Source organism: Pseudomonas wayambapalatensis (assembly GCF_049942315.1).
GTDB lineage: Bacteria > Pseudomonadota > Gammaproteobacteria > Pseudomonadales > Pseudomonadaceae > Aquipseudomonas > Aquipseudomonas wayambapalatensis.
In genome coordinates, this window is the sequence record NZ_JBNFMU010000149.1 from 43808 (window position 1) to 56878 (window position 13071).

A 13071-nucleotide genomic window follows, 5' to 3' on the forward strand; every position below is an offset into this window, starting at 1 on the left:
TATGCATCCTCGAGAGTTTGGACTGGCAGCACCAGCAACTGATACCTCTGGTGCAACGTCAGGGCCAGTTTGCAGGTCTCATGCAAGGCTGTAATGGCGCATCTGCACCTGATCGACTAGTGCATTGGCACCACCCTTGGCCTGGTTGCAGCGATTAAGCTCCAGGTAACACCGACATGCGCAATGGAGAACTGCCATGAGTGACGCCGTGCTCGCACGCGAGACCAACCGCCGCCAGCTTCAGCAAATCATCGCCGGCTTGTCCGATGGTGTGATCCTGCTGGAAGTCGACCAATCGATAATCTGGGCAAACGAAGCGGCCCTGCGCATGCATGACGTCGACAGCCTGGAACAGCTGGGCAGCAACGCTGAGGCTTACCGCGAGCGATTCACGTTGCGTTACCGCAACAATCACCCGCTTGAACCCGAGCAGTACCCTATTGCCCGGGTGGCCGCTGGAGAGGTCTTCAGCGATGTGATGGTAGAGGTTACGGCCGTTGGCGAGGAGGAGGCGCGCAGCCGGGTACACAGGGTGCGCAGCATGGTGCTGGCGGACAGCAAGGGCGACGCTGAATCGCTGGTGCTGATCATCGCCGATGCCACTGAATGGGCCAGCGCCGAGCAGCGCTTCGAAAAAACCTTCAATGCCAACCCGGCGCCTGCGGTTATCTGCCGGCTCAGCGATCTACGTTTTATCAAAGTCAATCAAGGCTTTCTGGAAATGACCGGCCATGTGCGGGATAACGTCATCGGCAGGTCTGTCTATGAGGTAGATGTGCTGGAAAACGCCGAGCGCAAGGAGTTGGCGATCGAGCGCCTCATAGAGGGGGCAACTATCCCGCAGATGCAGGCTGAATTGCGCTTGCCGGATGGAGGCACGAAGCTGGTCATCGTGGCGGGACAACCACTGGACATGCATGAGGAAGATTGCATGTTGTTCTCATTCACCGACCTTGAGCCCAGGCGCAAGGCGGAAAATGCACTGCGTCAGAGCGAGGAGCGCTTCGCCAAGGCGTTTCGCCTGAGCCCCGTGCCTACCTTGTTGTGCAGCGCTGACAGGCAGCAACTGATCGATGCCAACGAAGCCTTTCTCGACACTCTGGGGTACACCGCGCAGGAACTGCTAGGCAAAACGGTGGCTGAAATCAATTTCATGGACGATAGCCGCATTACGGCTCAGGTGTTCGACGTGTTGGAAAAAACAGGGCGCATTGAGGGGCTGGACCTGAAACTGCGTAAAAAAAATGACGACCGACTCCACTGCGTCCTGCAAGCTGACACCGTAAGCCTGCAGGACACTCCATGCTACCTGCTAGTCATGATGGATATCACCGAGCGCAAACGTTCGGAACTCGAGCTGGTCGAGGCGATCGAGACAGTCATGCAGGATGCATCGTGGTTTAGCCAAACCCTGATAGAAAAGTTGGCCAATGCCAAGCGCATTAACACAGGCCGTTTGCCTGATGCGTCGTTTACTAACCTTACGCGAAGAGAGCGTGATGTGTTGGCACTCATTTGCGAAGGTCTTGCCGACAAGGAAATCGCAGCGCGGTTGAACCTGGCACTCAACACCGTGCGCAACCATGTAGCCACAGTGTATTCCAAACTCGACGTACACAGCCGTAGTGAGGCGATCGTCTGGGCTCGGGAGCGAAGATTGTTTGCAGGGTGAATGCGTGCGTTTCAAGATGCTTGGTTCGACAATGCACCTCATCGGTAGGGCTGGTGCGTTGTCTTGGCTTTCCAATAATCTGCGGCTGAAAATCGGTCTTTTCGGCGTCCCCAAGCCGCCCATTTCCGGCTGATGGGCAACTTGTTCAGAGTTTCCTTAACCGCTATCTGGAGCTCTACGGCCAAGTCCGTATGGCTGAGATGCGTCGCGAGAAGAATCTGCGTACCTTGGTTGGTCGTTGGTGCGGGTTCGAGTCGCAACATGAGCCGGTCCTTTGAACACGTAGGCTGGAGGGGAGGAGGGTGATGCCTGTTCGTGATCGGCTGATTGAGTCACGACGAACCTTCTTGACTGTCAAGTCGGCCCCAAGCTGCCGAGGCACGCTGTGCGTTATGGCGGTTCGTAGACTCGGCCAGATAACGACGTGGCCTCGCCGAGGTCTCAGTCCAACCGCAGACTCGCCGGAGTTCGCCCGTGGCGCGCTCCATGCTGCTCGACCAGGTAAGCCAAGAAATGGTCGGCGAACGTTCGCTCTGGATGTAGTGCTCGTAGACCTCATGCAGCTGCGCAGAAACACCTACGGTTCGTCCGTGGGTTTTCAGCGCAGGCTCTTCAGCACGCGGGGTGGCGGGGTCATGTTCGCGGTCGTTGGTGGTGAAATAGGCGTGCTTAGAACCTTAGGCGCGGCGTTACCAGCCTGCAGGAGCAGCGGTACACGCTGACCTGAAGAAAGACGGCACTGAATCAGATTCATCGGCAGCCACCTAATTCTATGGTTCACCATGAACGCCAAGGCCATACAAGGCTTATGAACATTTATTACATAGCACATGATTTAACATAATATACATTATGCGCATCTTCGTATGGAGCTGCCGGGGCTCTGGGTGGACAGATTTGAAGCCAGCTCTTGGCCTTGATCGCTGTGCTCCAGCTCCTACAGGCACCGCTTGGCGATGCGTTCCCCGCATGCTTGAATGCCCGCCTTTAGCAACGATGTTGCTTCCACTCGGCGCCGGAGAAACGGAATGTGGCTTTGTACAGATTGGAAAATTGACTGGAATGCAATCAGCGCCGTGGCGACGGCCGTCGCAGCAATCTTCGCAGTGTGTGTTTGGTATCGTGATAACCAGCAAAGAAAACGTGAACGCTCAGCGAGCGCGAAGCTCTTGGCTCAAATCATGAAAACACCAATCGGAGCTACGCGCGTCGAAGTTGCAAGGTTCCGATGCGACAATTTTTCAGCCGTCCAAATCAAGCGATTACTGATCGATGAGAATGCTCGAAAGACGCTAGGTGAAAAAGTGTCGTCAATTACGATTGATCTGCCGTCTCAGTTTCTAGATAAAGCAGACATATTCAGTGAAAAAATTAACAACGAATTGGCTAGCGCGTTTTTTCATGTGAACAACCTGAAGCAAATAGTCATGATGACCGCCGACCTACCCAACTCAGCCAAAGATGAAGACATTTCAAAGCATGTCGGATCGGTGATACAAAAAATCCAGCAGTCCGAGGATGCTACCCAGAACGCGCTTAACGCTCTTCAAGAGTTGGAATCGACCGGGCCCAAAAAAGGAATAACCCTACCCTTCGCGTTATACCTTCGCGGAATAACTCGACTAAATATTCATTTAGTTGAGTTATATAGGCGCATCTACCAAGCGCGGCGTCAGAAACAAAACTAGCTCGGTTTCAGTCTTCACGGTCGAACTGCTGTTGAACAGCTATTTGAGCCCTGGGATCTGCCCAAAAAACGGCACGCTACGCACAACGGTGCTATCCGTATCCGAGTACACGCCTCCCAACGCCACAGTTTTCCCAAAGCCCGAAAACACCCGGGACGTCAGCGACGTGGTGTTGATCGGTGGCACCCCGTTCATTGCCTTCGAATAATCAGGTTCATCCTTTGAAAGGATCACGTCCAGGAGCACGCCGGTATCGTTCACAAGCGGAGTGACATCGAGCGAAAGCGCAGCCTCTTTAAAAGAGACGGATGTAGCCCCGTCACCGGCCGACTGTTGGTATGGAACCTGAGAGCCTTTGATGATTTTCGCCTGATGCCGATCAGTGGTGAACACGCGCGGGCTGGAGATTACACGCCCCCTGCCCGCTTGCTCCATTGCGTTCAGCTCAGCATCCAAATTGAACGACCTGGATGTAATCCCAAACCCAGCGATAGCAGCTGGTGTTATGCGCTGACGCGAAGAAACTTACCGTCGACCGTGTACAGAAGACCGCGAGGACCCGTGACGAATTCAATAGCATCGTCCCAACTAACGTCCTTCATACGCATCGACATGGAGCCGGTAACGTCTTCTCCCAGGACTAGATTAAGCCCGCGATAGTCTGCAAGAAGCTGAAGTGCAGCAGATACCTGGATAGTTTGGAAATCAAACGTCAATGGTTGGGTAGTTTCAGAAGCATTAGCCTGCGAGAGAAAGGCTGAGAAGGATAATGCAATGATGAAGCGGCAAAAAATATTAGATGTAGTCATGAGAAAGAGTCCGGGAAAAATGGATTAATTGGTGAAGGGGGCAGCGCTACGCTAACCCCCTCCCCCAATCAATCCTCCAATCAAGACGCCACTGCCGTGTTCGTGCTGCTGCCGCCGAACTTCGACCCTCGCCCTGATTTCCCGGAAACCCGCGCGATACTCGCCAATCTGCACGCAGCACTGCTGGCCAGCAAACCGTCACGCGTGGTGTGCCTGTCCACCATTGGCGCGCAGGCCAGCCACCCCAACCTGCTATCGCAGCTGGGTGAAATGGAACAATAGCTGGGAGGCACTGTTCCTTGCGCAGGGAATGCAGAACCCGCTACCGCGCATGCAAATGCTGGATGGCTTCAATGCAGGCTGGATCGATTTTGAAGGCACGCCGCGCCAGGCGCGTACCGATCTGCAGACGGTGTTGGCGGGGTTGGTCGAACGCGGTTGAGCAATGCGCTCTGGCTGGTCCGCGCCCTGTAGGGCGCGCCAGCTTTCAGGTGTTGGCCAAAACAGTACGTCGGCCTCGAATCTTAAGATGTACCGTGATACGTACCACGTATCGTTTCAGCTCAAACCACCAAAACGACGATAGAAACTTTCACTGGCATCCGGTAGCGGTCCGTCCGCCGTCTCCAGCGTGTCATTGAGCCAGGCTTCGGCCTTGGGCGACACCAGGCGATAGAGGTTGCGGCACAACTGGCGCGCTGCGCGACCTTCCCAATCGCCGGGCAACAGTTCGTCAGGCAACTGCGGATCCCGCAGCAGCAAACGCCGGTATTCGTGGATCAACAAGGTGCGGGCCAGGAAGCAATCCTGCGCCTCCAGCGTTTCCTGCTCGCGCAGTGCCTGCCACAGCGGGCGGAACAGACGAATGAACTCACTGTAGTGCTGGCCCAGTTCGTCGATTCCCCAGCTCTCCTTGACCTGCGCACGCATGGCCTTGGAGGCGAGAATTTCCTGGGCATGGGTCTCGAAGACGATACTGTCTTCCTCGGCCTCCAGCTCGCGCAGGGTCGCCGCCAGATCCGCGCGATCGGCGCGCGGGCACCCCATCACGTTAGGAGCGATGGCTCCGAAGCCCTGCCACTCCAGCTCTTCACGTACTGCCTTGCGCCTGGCAGCGTCCAACTGCGAGAGCAGCACCAGTGTCCAGGCGCCGTCCCAGGCTGGCAAGCTGGCACTGTAGACCCGCTTGAATGCCTTCTCGAAGCGTCGTCGGCCGGTGCCGGTGAGGCTGTAGTAGCTGCGGCGACCGACCTTTTCAGCGGTCAGCCAGCCTTCTTTGGTCAGGCGAAAGATCGAGGTGCGAATCAACCGCTCGTTGATACCGAAGGGCTCCAGCAAACCGATCAGGCTACCCAGCCACACCGTGCCACCATGGGGTTCGACGGCATCGCCATACAGCGTGATGATCAGCGAGCTGGCGCGGATCGGCGTCTGCTCCTGGAAGCGGGTGATCAGGTGATTCAGGGGTACGAGGCTGCTCATGGGGGAACTGGGCGCGGGGAAAGCCCCGACTATACCTTTACCCCGCCCCGCCTGACCATGGCGCGACACGGCAATGCTCATGCGCCATGCCCCGCCTTCGGCCGCAGCCCCGTATCGCCCATGCGCGGGCGCCCGGGTTCGGCCGCACTCAGCGGCGGACACTCCACCATCGATGCCATGCAACGCCTGGCAAGTGCCTGGTACTCCTGAGTGCCGCGCTGCTTCCAGGCGACCTCCTCGTCGCTCAGTGCACGCCTGACCTGGGCCGGCGAGCCCACCACCAGGCTCTGCGCCTCGCAGGTGAAGCCCGCCTTGACGAATGCCGTGGCCGCAACGATGCAGCGTGGCGCGATGTGCGCACCATCCATCACCACCGCATTCATGCCTATCAGCGCATCCGCCCCCACTCGGCACCCATGCAGCACTGCGCCATGGCCAACATGACCATTGCGCTCGATGACCGTGTCACCACCCGGAAAGCCATGCATCACGCAGGTGTCCTGCAGATTGGCGCCCTCCTCAAGGACGATGCGCCCGAAGTCGCCCCGCAACGCAGCGAGAGGCCCGACATAACAGCCGGGGCCGACGATCACATCGCCGATCAGTACGGCATTGGGGTGGACATAGGCGGTGGGATGGACCACGGGGGTCAAGCCGTCGAGGCGATAGCAGGGCATGAGAGCGACTCAATGTGATTCATGACGTCAGAGGATCATGTATCACTTCAAATGAGTCAGTCAATTTTGAAATTGCTGTATCGCTTTGTGATTCGCCCTGCGCACCCACCGCAAGCCAGACCAAATCCCTATGTGCAAAGGGTCTCCAGTAGCCTCACCGATCACCACTGAATATTTAGATACGCCAATTTAATTTTGATATTGATATTTCGTATCGCTTTGAGCCTATACTTGCGCCACCACTGCAACCGATTCCAAGAACTGGCCGGCCCTGACCGGCGCCAAACGTGCAGCCTGAGGTACCACCATGCCAAGCAACCTCGTTGTGCAGGCCCCGGCGGACGGTGTCCGCCTGATCACCCTGCACCGCCCGCAAGCCCTCAACGCCCTGAATACCGAGCTGCTGGCAGAACTCGCCAACGAACTCGACGCCGCTGCCCATGACGAACACACCCGCGCGGTGGTCATCACCGGTAATCGCAAGGCCTTTGCCGCCGGCGCCGATATCAATGAGATGGCCGAGCGCGACCTGGTCGGCATCCTCAACGACCCACGCGTCGCCCACTGGCAACGCATCGCCGCCTTCCCCAAGCCCCTGATCGCAGCCGTCAACGGCTTCGCCCTGGGCGGTGGCTGCGAGCTGGTGATGTGCGCCGATATCGTGATCGCCGGGGCCGACGCACGCTTCGGCCAGCCAGAGATCAACCTCGGCATCATCCCCGGCGCGGGTGGCACCCAGCGCCTGCTTCGCGCGGTCGGCAAGCCCCTGGCCATGCAACTGGTGCTCACCGGCGAAACCCTCGATGCCCGCCATGCCTTGCAGGCCGGGCTGATCAGCGAAATGACCCAGCCCGAACTGACCGTCGAACGCGCCCTGCAGGTGGCCCGCAGCATCGCGCAAAAGGCGCCCCTGGCCGTGCGCCTGGCCAAAGAGGCCCTGCTCAAGGCCCAGGATACGGACCTCGCCAGCGGCCTGCGCTTCGAACGACATGCCTTCACCCTGCTGGCCGGCACTGCCGACCGCGACGAAGGCATCCGCGCCTTCCAGGAAAAACGCCCGGCCAACTTCATCGGCCGCTGAACCACTCGATTCCACCGACTGACGGAGCGCGCTTGCCATGAGCTTCCAGCACATCCTGTTTTCCATCGAGGACGGCGTCGCCCTCCTCTCGCTCAACCGCCCCGAGCAACTCAACAGTTTCAACGCCGACATGCACCTCGAGGTGCGCGAGGCCCTCAAGCAGGTGCGCCAGAGCGCACAGGCGCGGGTGCTGCTGCTGACCGGCGAGGGCCGGGGCTTCTGCGCCGGCCAGGACCTGTCCGATCGCAATGTCGCCCCCGGCGCCGAGCGCCCCGACCTGGGTCATTCGATCGAGCAGTTCTACAACCCGCTGATCCGCAGCCTGCGCGACTTGCCGATGCCAGTGATCAGCGCGGTCAACGGCGTGGCCGCCGGCGCCGGCGCCAATATTCCACTGGCCTGCGACCTGGTGCTGGCCGCCCGCTCGGCCAGCTTCATCCAGGCGTTCTGCCGCATCGGCCTGATTCCGGATTCCGGCGGCACCTGGCTGCTGCCGCGGCTGGTCGGGATGGCCCGCGCGAAAGCCCTGGCCATGCTGGGTGAGCGCCTGAGCGCCGAACAGGCCGAGCAATGGGGGCTGATTCACCGCGTGGTGGACGATGCCGAGCTGCGCGACGAAGCACTGCGCCTGGCGCGGCACCTGGCCGCTCAGCCCACCTATGGCCTGGCACTGATCAAGCGCAGCCTCAACGCAAGCTTCGACAACAGTTTCGACCAGCAACTGACGCTCGAGCGCGACCTGCAACGCCTGGCGGGGCGCAGCGACGACTACCGCGAAGGCGTCAGCGCCTTCATGGAAAAGCGTACGCCGACGTTCAAGGGGTGCTGAGATGAGCGCCTTGCACATTGACGCTCAGGTTGCGGTGATCGGTGCTGGCGCCATGGGTGCCGGCATTGCCCAGGTTGCAGCCCAGGCCGGGCATCCAGTCCGGCTTTATGACAATCGCCCGGGCGCTGCAGCGCAGGCCATCGACGGCATCGCCCGGCAATTGGCGCGCCAAGTGGAAAAAGGCAAGCTGAGCGCCTGTGAGCGCGAGCTGATCACTGCCCGCCTGCAACCTGCCGAGTCCCTCGAGGCCTTGGCCGATGCAGCGCTGGTGATCGAGGCGATCGTGGAAAACCTCGAGATCAAGCAGCAACTGCTGCACCAGCTCGAAGCCCTCTGCGCAGAAACCTGCATCCTCGCCAGCAACACCTCGTCGTTGTCGATTACCCGCCTGGCAGCGGGGCTTGCTCGTCCCGGGCAAGTGGTCGGCATGCATTTCTTCAATCCCGCACCCTTGATGGCGTTAGTGGAAGTCGTGTCGGGACTTGCAACCGAACCGGCCGTGGCCGATACGCTGTACGACACCGCCAAGGCCTGGGGCAAGCAGCCGGTGCATGCGCGCTCCACCCCTGGTTTTATCGTCAATCGCGTAGCCCGTCCGTTCTACGCCGAGAGCCTGCGCCTGTTGCAGGAAGGTGCAGCCGACTGCGCCACCCTCGATGCGCTGTTGCGCGAGGCCGGCGGGTTCCGCATGGGCGCGTTCGAACTCACCGACCTGATCGGCCACGACGTCAACTACGCCGTCACCTGCTCGGTGTTCGACGCCTACTACGGGGATTTGCGCTTCCAGCCCTCGCAGGTACAGAAGGAACTGGTGGCGGCCGGGCGCCTGGGACGAAAGAGCGGCCAGGGTTTCCATGACTACCGCGAGGGCGCCGAACGCCCGCGGCCTGCCGAATTGCGCAGCGCTGCCGAGGTCACGCGCTGCGTGGTCGAGGGCGACCTCGGCGTCATGCAGCCGCTGGTGCAACGCCTGAACGCCACCGGCATCGAGCTTACCCAGCGCGCCGGCCAGGGCTTGCTGCGCATTGGCGACGCCACCCTGGCCCTGTCCGACGGTCGCCTGGCCAGCCAGCGCGCCCGCGACGACGGCCTGCAGAATCTGGTGCTGATCGACCTCGCCCTGGACTACAGCAGCGCTACCCGCATTGCCATCACCTGGGCCAGGAGCACCACGATCGAAGCCCGCGATCAGGTTGTCGCACTGCTCCAGCGCGCCGGATTCACCGTCAGCGCCCTGGCTGATCTGCCGGGGCTCGCCGTGCTGCGCACGGTGGCCATGCTCGCCAACGAAGCCGCCGATGCCGTGCTGCAAGGCGTCGCCTCGGCGGCAGACATCGACCTGGCCATGTGCGCCGGGGTCAATTATCCACTGGGGCCGCTGGCCTGGGCCGAACGCATGGGCCTTACCCACACGTTGCGCACCCTCGAACACCTGCAACAGGCCTACGGCGAAGAACGCTATCGCCCTTCCCTGCTGTTGCGCCGCACCCATGCCGAAGGAGGCCGCCTGCATGACTGACACACCTCGCACGCCCCAAGCGCTGGCCCGCGCCTGTGCCAATGCCATGTACGCCCGTGACCCTGCGACCCAAGGCATGGGCATCGAACTGCTCGAGGCCGGCCCCGGCAGCGCCACGGTGCGCATGACCGTGCGCGCCGACATGATCCAGGGCCACGGCACCTGCCACGGCGGCTTTCTCTTCGCCCTGGCCGATTCGGCATTCGCCTTTGCCTGCAACAGCCACGACGAGGCCACCGTGGCCCTGGGCTGCAGCATCGATTATGTGGCCCCGGCGCTGCTCGGCGACCAGTTGACCGCCACCACCCACGAAGTGGTGCGCAAGAGCCGCACCGGCCTCTACGACGTGCGCCTGGAAAACCAGCGTGGCGAGCTGGTGGCGCTGTTCCATGGCAAGTCCTACAAGTTGCGCGGCAGCGTGCTGACGCAGGAGACGCAAGATGACTGAACCGACCCTCAACGACGCCCTGATCATCGACGCCGTACGCACGCCCATCGGCCGCTACGGCGGCGCCCTGAGCAGCGTGCGTGCCGACGACCTGGCGGCGATCCCGATCAAGGCATTGATCGCCCGCCATCCAGAGCTGGACTGGCACGCCATCGACGATGTGATCCTCGGCTGCGCCAACCAGGCCGGCGAAGACAACCGCAACGTTGCGCACATGGCGACGCTGCTGGCCGGGCTGCCTGTCGAGGTGCCGGGCACCACCCTCAACCGCCTGTGCGGCTCGGGCCTGGACGCCATCGGCAACGCCGCCCGCGCCCTGCGCTGTGGCGAGGCCGGGCTGATGCTGGCCGGCGGCGTCGAATCCATGTCCCGCGCCCCCTTCGTCATGGGCAAGGCCGAACAGGCCTTCGGCCGCAGTGCGCAACTGTTCGACACCACCATCGGCTGGCGCTTCGTCAACACCCTGATGAAAGCGCAATACGGCATCGATTCGATGCCCGAGACCGCCGAGAACGTTGCCGAGCAGTTCGGCATCTCGCGCGCCGACCAGGACGCCTTTGCCCTGCGCAGCCAGCACAAGGCTGCCGCCGCCCAGGCCAATGGCCGCCTGGCGCGCGAAATCGTCCCGGTCGAGATCGCCCAGCGCAAGGGCCCGGCCAAGGTGGTCGAACAGGATGAGCACCCGCGCGGCGACACCACCCTGGAGCAGTTGGCGCGCCTTGGTACGCCGTTTCGCGAAGGTGGCAGCGTCACCGCCGGCAACGCGTCGGGGGTCAACGACGGTGCTTGCGCACTGCTGCTGGCCAGCGGCAGCGCAGCCCGCCGCCACGGCCTGAAGGCGCGCGGGCGGATCGTCGGCATGGCCGCAGCCGGAGTCGAGCCGCGCATCATGGGCATCGGCCCGGTGCCAGCGACGCGCAAAGTGCTGGAACTGACCGGCCTTGCTCTGGCCGACATGGATGTGATCGAGCTCAACGAAGCCTTCGCCGCCCAAGGGCTGGCAGTGCTGCGCGAGCTGGGCGTTGCCGACGACGATCCACGGGTCAACCCCAACGGTGGCGCCATCGCCCTGGGTCATCCGCTGGGCATGAGTGGCGCACGGCTGGTCACCACTGCCCTGCACGAACTGGAGCTGACCGGCGGGCGCTACGCCCTGTGCACCATGTGCATCGGCGTCGGCCAGGGCATCGCCATGGTGATCGAGCGCCTTTGAGGCACCTCGACCAACGGACCGCGACCCACGCTGCAACGGGCAGTATGCTGCCCACCATGACACTCACGGCCCCTCGACGGGCCGGCGTACAAGAACAACTCGAGTGAAGCCATGAACATGTACCACGATGCCGAACGCGCCCTGCTTGACCCCATGGAAACCGCCAGTGTCGACGCCCTGCGCCAGCACCAGCTCGAACGCCTGCGCTGGAGCCTGCGCCACGCCTACGACAAGGTGCCGCTGTACCGCCAGCGTTTCGACGCCTGCGGCGCCCACCCGGACGACCTGAAGTCGCTCGAAGACCTGTCGCGCTTCCCCTTCACCGGCAAGAGCGACCTGCGTGACAACTACCCTTACGGCATGTTCGCCGTCCCCCAGGAGGAAGTGGTACGCCTGCACGCCTCCAGCGGCACCACGGGCAAGCCCACGGTGGTCGGGTACACCCAGAACGACATCGACACCTGGGCCAACGTGGTCGCCCGTTCGATCCGCGCCGCAGGCGGACGCAAGGGCGACAAGGTGCATGTCTCCTATGGCTACGGCCTGTTCACCGGTGGCCTGGGCGCTCACTACGGCGCCGAGCGCCTGGGCTGCACGGTGATCCCCATGTCCGGCGGCCAGACCGAGAAGCAGGTGCAGCTGATCCGCGACTTCCAGCCCGACATCATCATGGTCACGCCGTCCTACATGCTCAACCTGGCCGACGAGATCGAACGCCAGGGCATCGACCCCAACGACCTCAAGCTGCGCCTGGGCATCTTCGGTGCCGAACCCTGGACCGACGAGCTGCGCCGCTCCATCGAACAACGCCTGGGTATCAACGCCCTGGATATCTATGGCCTGTCGGAAATCATGGGGCCGGGCGTGGCCATGGAGTGCATCGAGACCAAGGACGGCCCGACCATCTGGGAAGACCATTTCTATCCCGAGATCATCGACCCGGTGTCTGGCGAGGTCCTGCCGGATGGGCAACTGGGTGAGCTGGTGTTCACGTCACTGAGCAAGGAGGCGCTACCGATGGTGCGCTACCGCACCCGCGACCTGACCCGCCTGCTGCCCGGCACGGCACGGCCGATGCGGCGGATTGGCAAGATCACCGGGCGCAGCGACGACATGCTGATCATCCGCGGGGTCAATGTGTTCCCCACGCAGATCGAAGAGCAGGTGCTGAAAATAAAACAGCTTTCCGAGCTTTACGAGATTCATCTGTATCGCAATGGCAATCTCGATAGTGTGGAAGTGCACGTGGAGTTACGTGCCGACAGCCAGTACCTGGACGACGCTACGCGCAAGGCGCTTGTGGGTGAGCTGAGCAAGCAGATCAAGACCTACATCGGCATCAGCACGCAGATTCGCCTGCAGCCCTGCGGGACGTTGAAGCGCTCCGAGGGCAAGGCTTGCCACGTCTACGACAAACGGTTGGCCAGCTGACTTTCGATTCGGCTGCCTTTTTCTGCCCCGGCCTCGTCCGGGGCTTTTTTTTGCGCCGTATTTGCCGGCCCTATCGAGGGAAGAGCCCGCTCCCACTGACTCCAGGATCAGCGAGCCGCCTGTGGGAGCGGGCTCGTCCCGCGATAGGGCCGGCAAAGACGGCGCAAAAAAAAGCCCCGGACGAGGCCGGGGCAGAAAAAGGCAGCCGAATCGAAAGTCAGC

The 13071-nt window shown here is 61.7% G+C and carries 14 protein-coding genes; 10 read left to right on the forward strand and 4 right to left on the reverse strand.

All coding sequences use genetic code 11. The features are described 5' to 3' along the window. The first annotated feature begins 196 nt into the window (after positions 1 to 196). Positions 197 to 1672, forward strand: coding sequence for a PAS domain S-box protein (locus tag ACPZMI_RS09400; protein ID WP_411384401.1), 1476 nt, complete (start codon positions 197 to 199; stop codon positions 1670 to 1672). 977 nt (positions 1673 to 2649) lie between these two features. After that, a complete protein-coding gene (locus ACPZMI_RS09405; RefSeq protein WP_426352095.1) occupies positions 2650 to 3360 on the forward strand; it encodes a hypothetical protein in 711 nt (236 codons plus the stop codon). 39 nt (positions 3361 to 3399) lie between these two features. On the opposite strand, the gene ACPZMI_RS09410 is transcribed toward ACPZMI_RS09405, so the two are convergent. After that, positions 3400 to 3816, reverse strand: coding sequence for a type IV pilus secretin PilQ (locus ACPZMI_RS09410; protein WP_426352096.1), 417 nt, complete (start codon positions 3814 to 3816; stop codon positions 3400 to 3402). Between the two features lie 47 nt (positions 3817 to 3863). Next, positions 3864 to 4169, reverse strand: coding sequence for a hypothetical protein (locus ACPZMI_RS09415; RefSeq protein ID WP_426352097.1), 306 nt, complete (start codon positions 4167 to 4169; stop codon positions 3864 to 3866). Between the two features lie 96 nt (positions 4170 to 4265). On the opposite strand from ACPZMI_RS09415, the gene ACPZMI_RS09420 reads away from it, so the two are divergent. Both ACPZMI_RS09420 and ACPZMI_RS09425 read left to right on the forward strand, forming a co-directional pair. Then, positions 4266 to 4451 (forward strand): Rossmann-fold NAD(P)-binding domain-containing protein, encoded by a 186-nt coding sequence (locus ACPZMI_RS09420; protein WP_202885222.1) that lies wholly within the window; start codon positions 4266 to 4268, stop codon positions 4449 to 4451. A 28-nt stretch (positions 4452 to 4479) separates the two neighbouring features. Then, positions 4480 to 4611, forward strand: a complete 132-nt coding sequence (locus ACPZMI_RS09425; RefSeq protein ID WP_426352098.1) for a hypothetical protein — start codon at positions 4480 to 4482, stop codon at positions 4609 to 4611. 116 nt (positions 4612 to 4727) lie between these two features. Here ACPZMI_RS09425 and paaX read toward each other — a convergent pair whose 3' ends face one another. Both paaX and paaY read right to left on the reverse strand, forming a co-directional pair. Further along, complete coding sequence (gene paaX, locus ACPZMI_RS09430) at positions 4728 to 5651, reverse strand: phenylacetic acid degradation operon negative regulatory protein PaaX (RefSeq protein ID WP_426352099.1); 924 nt, start codon at positions 5649 to 5651, stop codon at positions 4728 to 4730. Positions 5652 to 5728: 77 nt separating this feature from the next. Then, positions 5729 to 6328: a phenylacetic acid degradation protein PaaY gene (gene paaY, locus ACPZMI_RS09435; protein WP_426352100.1), complete on the reverse strand. Its 600-nt coding sequence runs from the start codon at positions 6326 to 6328 to the stop codon at positions 5729 to 5731. Positions 6329 to 6635: 307 nt separating this feature from the next. On the opposite strand from paaY, the gene paaF reads away from it, so the two are divergent. The 6 genes from paaF to paaK all read left to right on the forward strand — a co-directional run bounded on the left by paaF (position 6636) and on the right by paaK (position 12849). Next, positions 6636 to 7409, forward strand: a complete 774-nt coding sequence (gene paaF / locus ACPZMI_RS09440) for a 2,3-dehydroadipyl-CoA hydratase PaaF (RefSeq protein ID WP_186664816.1) — start codon at positions 6636 to 6638, stop codon at positions 7407 to 7409. Between the two features lie 37 nt (positions 7410 to 7446). Then, on the forward strand, positions 7447 to 8238 hold the full coding sequence (paaG, locus tag ACPZMI_RS09445) for a 2-(1,2-epoxy-1,2-dihydrophenyl)acetyl-CoA isomerase PaaG (protein ID WP_426352101.1): 792 nt from the start codon (positions 7447 to 7449) through the stop codon (positions 8236 to 8238). Position 8239: 1 nt separating this feature from the next. Beyond that, on the forward strand, positions 8240 to 9757 hold the full coding sequence (gene paaH / locus ACPZMI_RS09450) for a 3-hydroxyacyl-CoA dehydrogenase PaaH (RefSeq protein ID WP_426352102.1): 1518 nt from the start codon (positions 8240 to 8242) through the stop codon (positions 9755 to 9757). Continuing rightward, positions 9750 to 10205 (forward strand): hydroxyphenylacetyl-CoA thioesterase PaaI, encoded by a 456-nt coding sequence (paaI, locus tag ACPZMI_RS09455; RefSeq protein ID WP_426352103.1) that lies wholly within the window; start codon positions 9750 to 9752, stop codon positions 10203 to 10205. The genes paaH and paaI overlap by 8 nt, the downstream gene beginning before the upstream one ends. Further along, the gene (gene pcaF / locus ACPZMI_RS09460; RefSeq protein ID WP_426352104.1) at positions 10198 to 11418 is read left to right on the forward strand and encodes a 3-oxoadipyl-CoA thiolase; all 1221 of its coding nucleotides are present in this window, start codon (positions 10198 to 10200) and stop codon (positions 11416 to 11418) included. The genes paaI and pcaF overlap by 8 nt, the downstream gene beginning before the upstream one ends. A 111-nt stretch (positions 11419 to 11529) precedes the next feature. After that, positions 11530 to 12849 carry a phenylacetate--CoA ligase PaaK gene (gene paaK / locus ACPZMI_RS09465; protein WP_186664829.1) on the forward strand — a complete coding sequence of 440 codons (1320 nt, stop codon included), beginning with the start codon at positions 11530 to 11532 and terminating at the stop codon, positions 12847 to 12849. Positions 12850 to 13071: the final 222 nt, after the last annotated feature.

What these genes read in the sequence shown, in the direction of transcription:
- paaH (WP_426352102.1), top strand. Translation starts at nt 8,240, where the DNA reads ATGAGCGCCTTGCACATTGACGCTCAGGTTGCGGTGATCGGTGCTGGC.
- ACPZMI_RS09405 (WP_426352095.1), top strand. Translation starts at nt 2,650, where the DNA reads ATGCCCGCCTTTAGCAACGATGTTGCTTCCACTCGGCGCCGGAGAAAC.
- ACPZMI_RS09400 (WP_411384401.1), top strand. Translation starts at nt 197, where the DNA reads ATGAGTGACGCCGTGCTCGCACGCGAGACCAACCGCCGCCAGCTTCAG.
- paaI (WP_426352103.1), top strand. Translation starts at nt 9,750, where the DNA reads ATGACTGACACACCTCGCACGCCCCAAGCGCTGGCCCGCGCCTGTGCC.
- paaK (WP_186664829.1), top strand. Translation starts at nt 11,530, where the DNA reads ATGAACATGTACCACGATGCCGAACGCGCCCTGCTTGACCCCATGGAA.
- paaX (WP_426352099.1), bottom strand. Translation starts at nt 5,651, where the DNA reads ATGAGCAGCCTCGTACCCCTGAATCACCTGATCACCCGCTTCCAGGAG.
- paaF (WP_186664816.1), top strand. Translation starts at nt 6,636, where the DNA reads ATGCCAAGCAACCTCGTTGTGCAGGCCCCGGCGGACGGTGTCCGCCTG.
- paaG (WP_426352101.1), top strand. Translation starts at nt 7,447, where the DNA reads ATGAGCTTCCAGCACATCCTGTTTTCCATCGAGGACGGCGTCGCCCTC.
- ACPZMI_RS09425 (WP_426352098.1), top strand. Translation starts at nt 4,480, where the DNA reads ATGCAGAACCCGCTACCGCGCATGCAAATGCTGGATGGCTTCAATGCA.
- paaY (WP_426352100.1), bottom strand. Translation starts at nt 6,328, where the DNA reads ATGCCCTGCTATCGCCTCGACGGCTTGACCCCCGTGGTCCATCCCACC.
- pcaF (WP_426352104.1), top strand. Translation starts at nt 10,198, where the DNA reads ATGACTGAACCGACCCTCAACGACGCCCTGATCATCGACGCCGTACGC.
- ACPZMI_RS09415 (WP_426352097.1), bottom strand. Translation starts at nt 4,169, where the DNA reads ATGACTACATCTAATATTTTTTGCCGCTTCATCATTGCATTATCCTTC.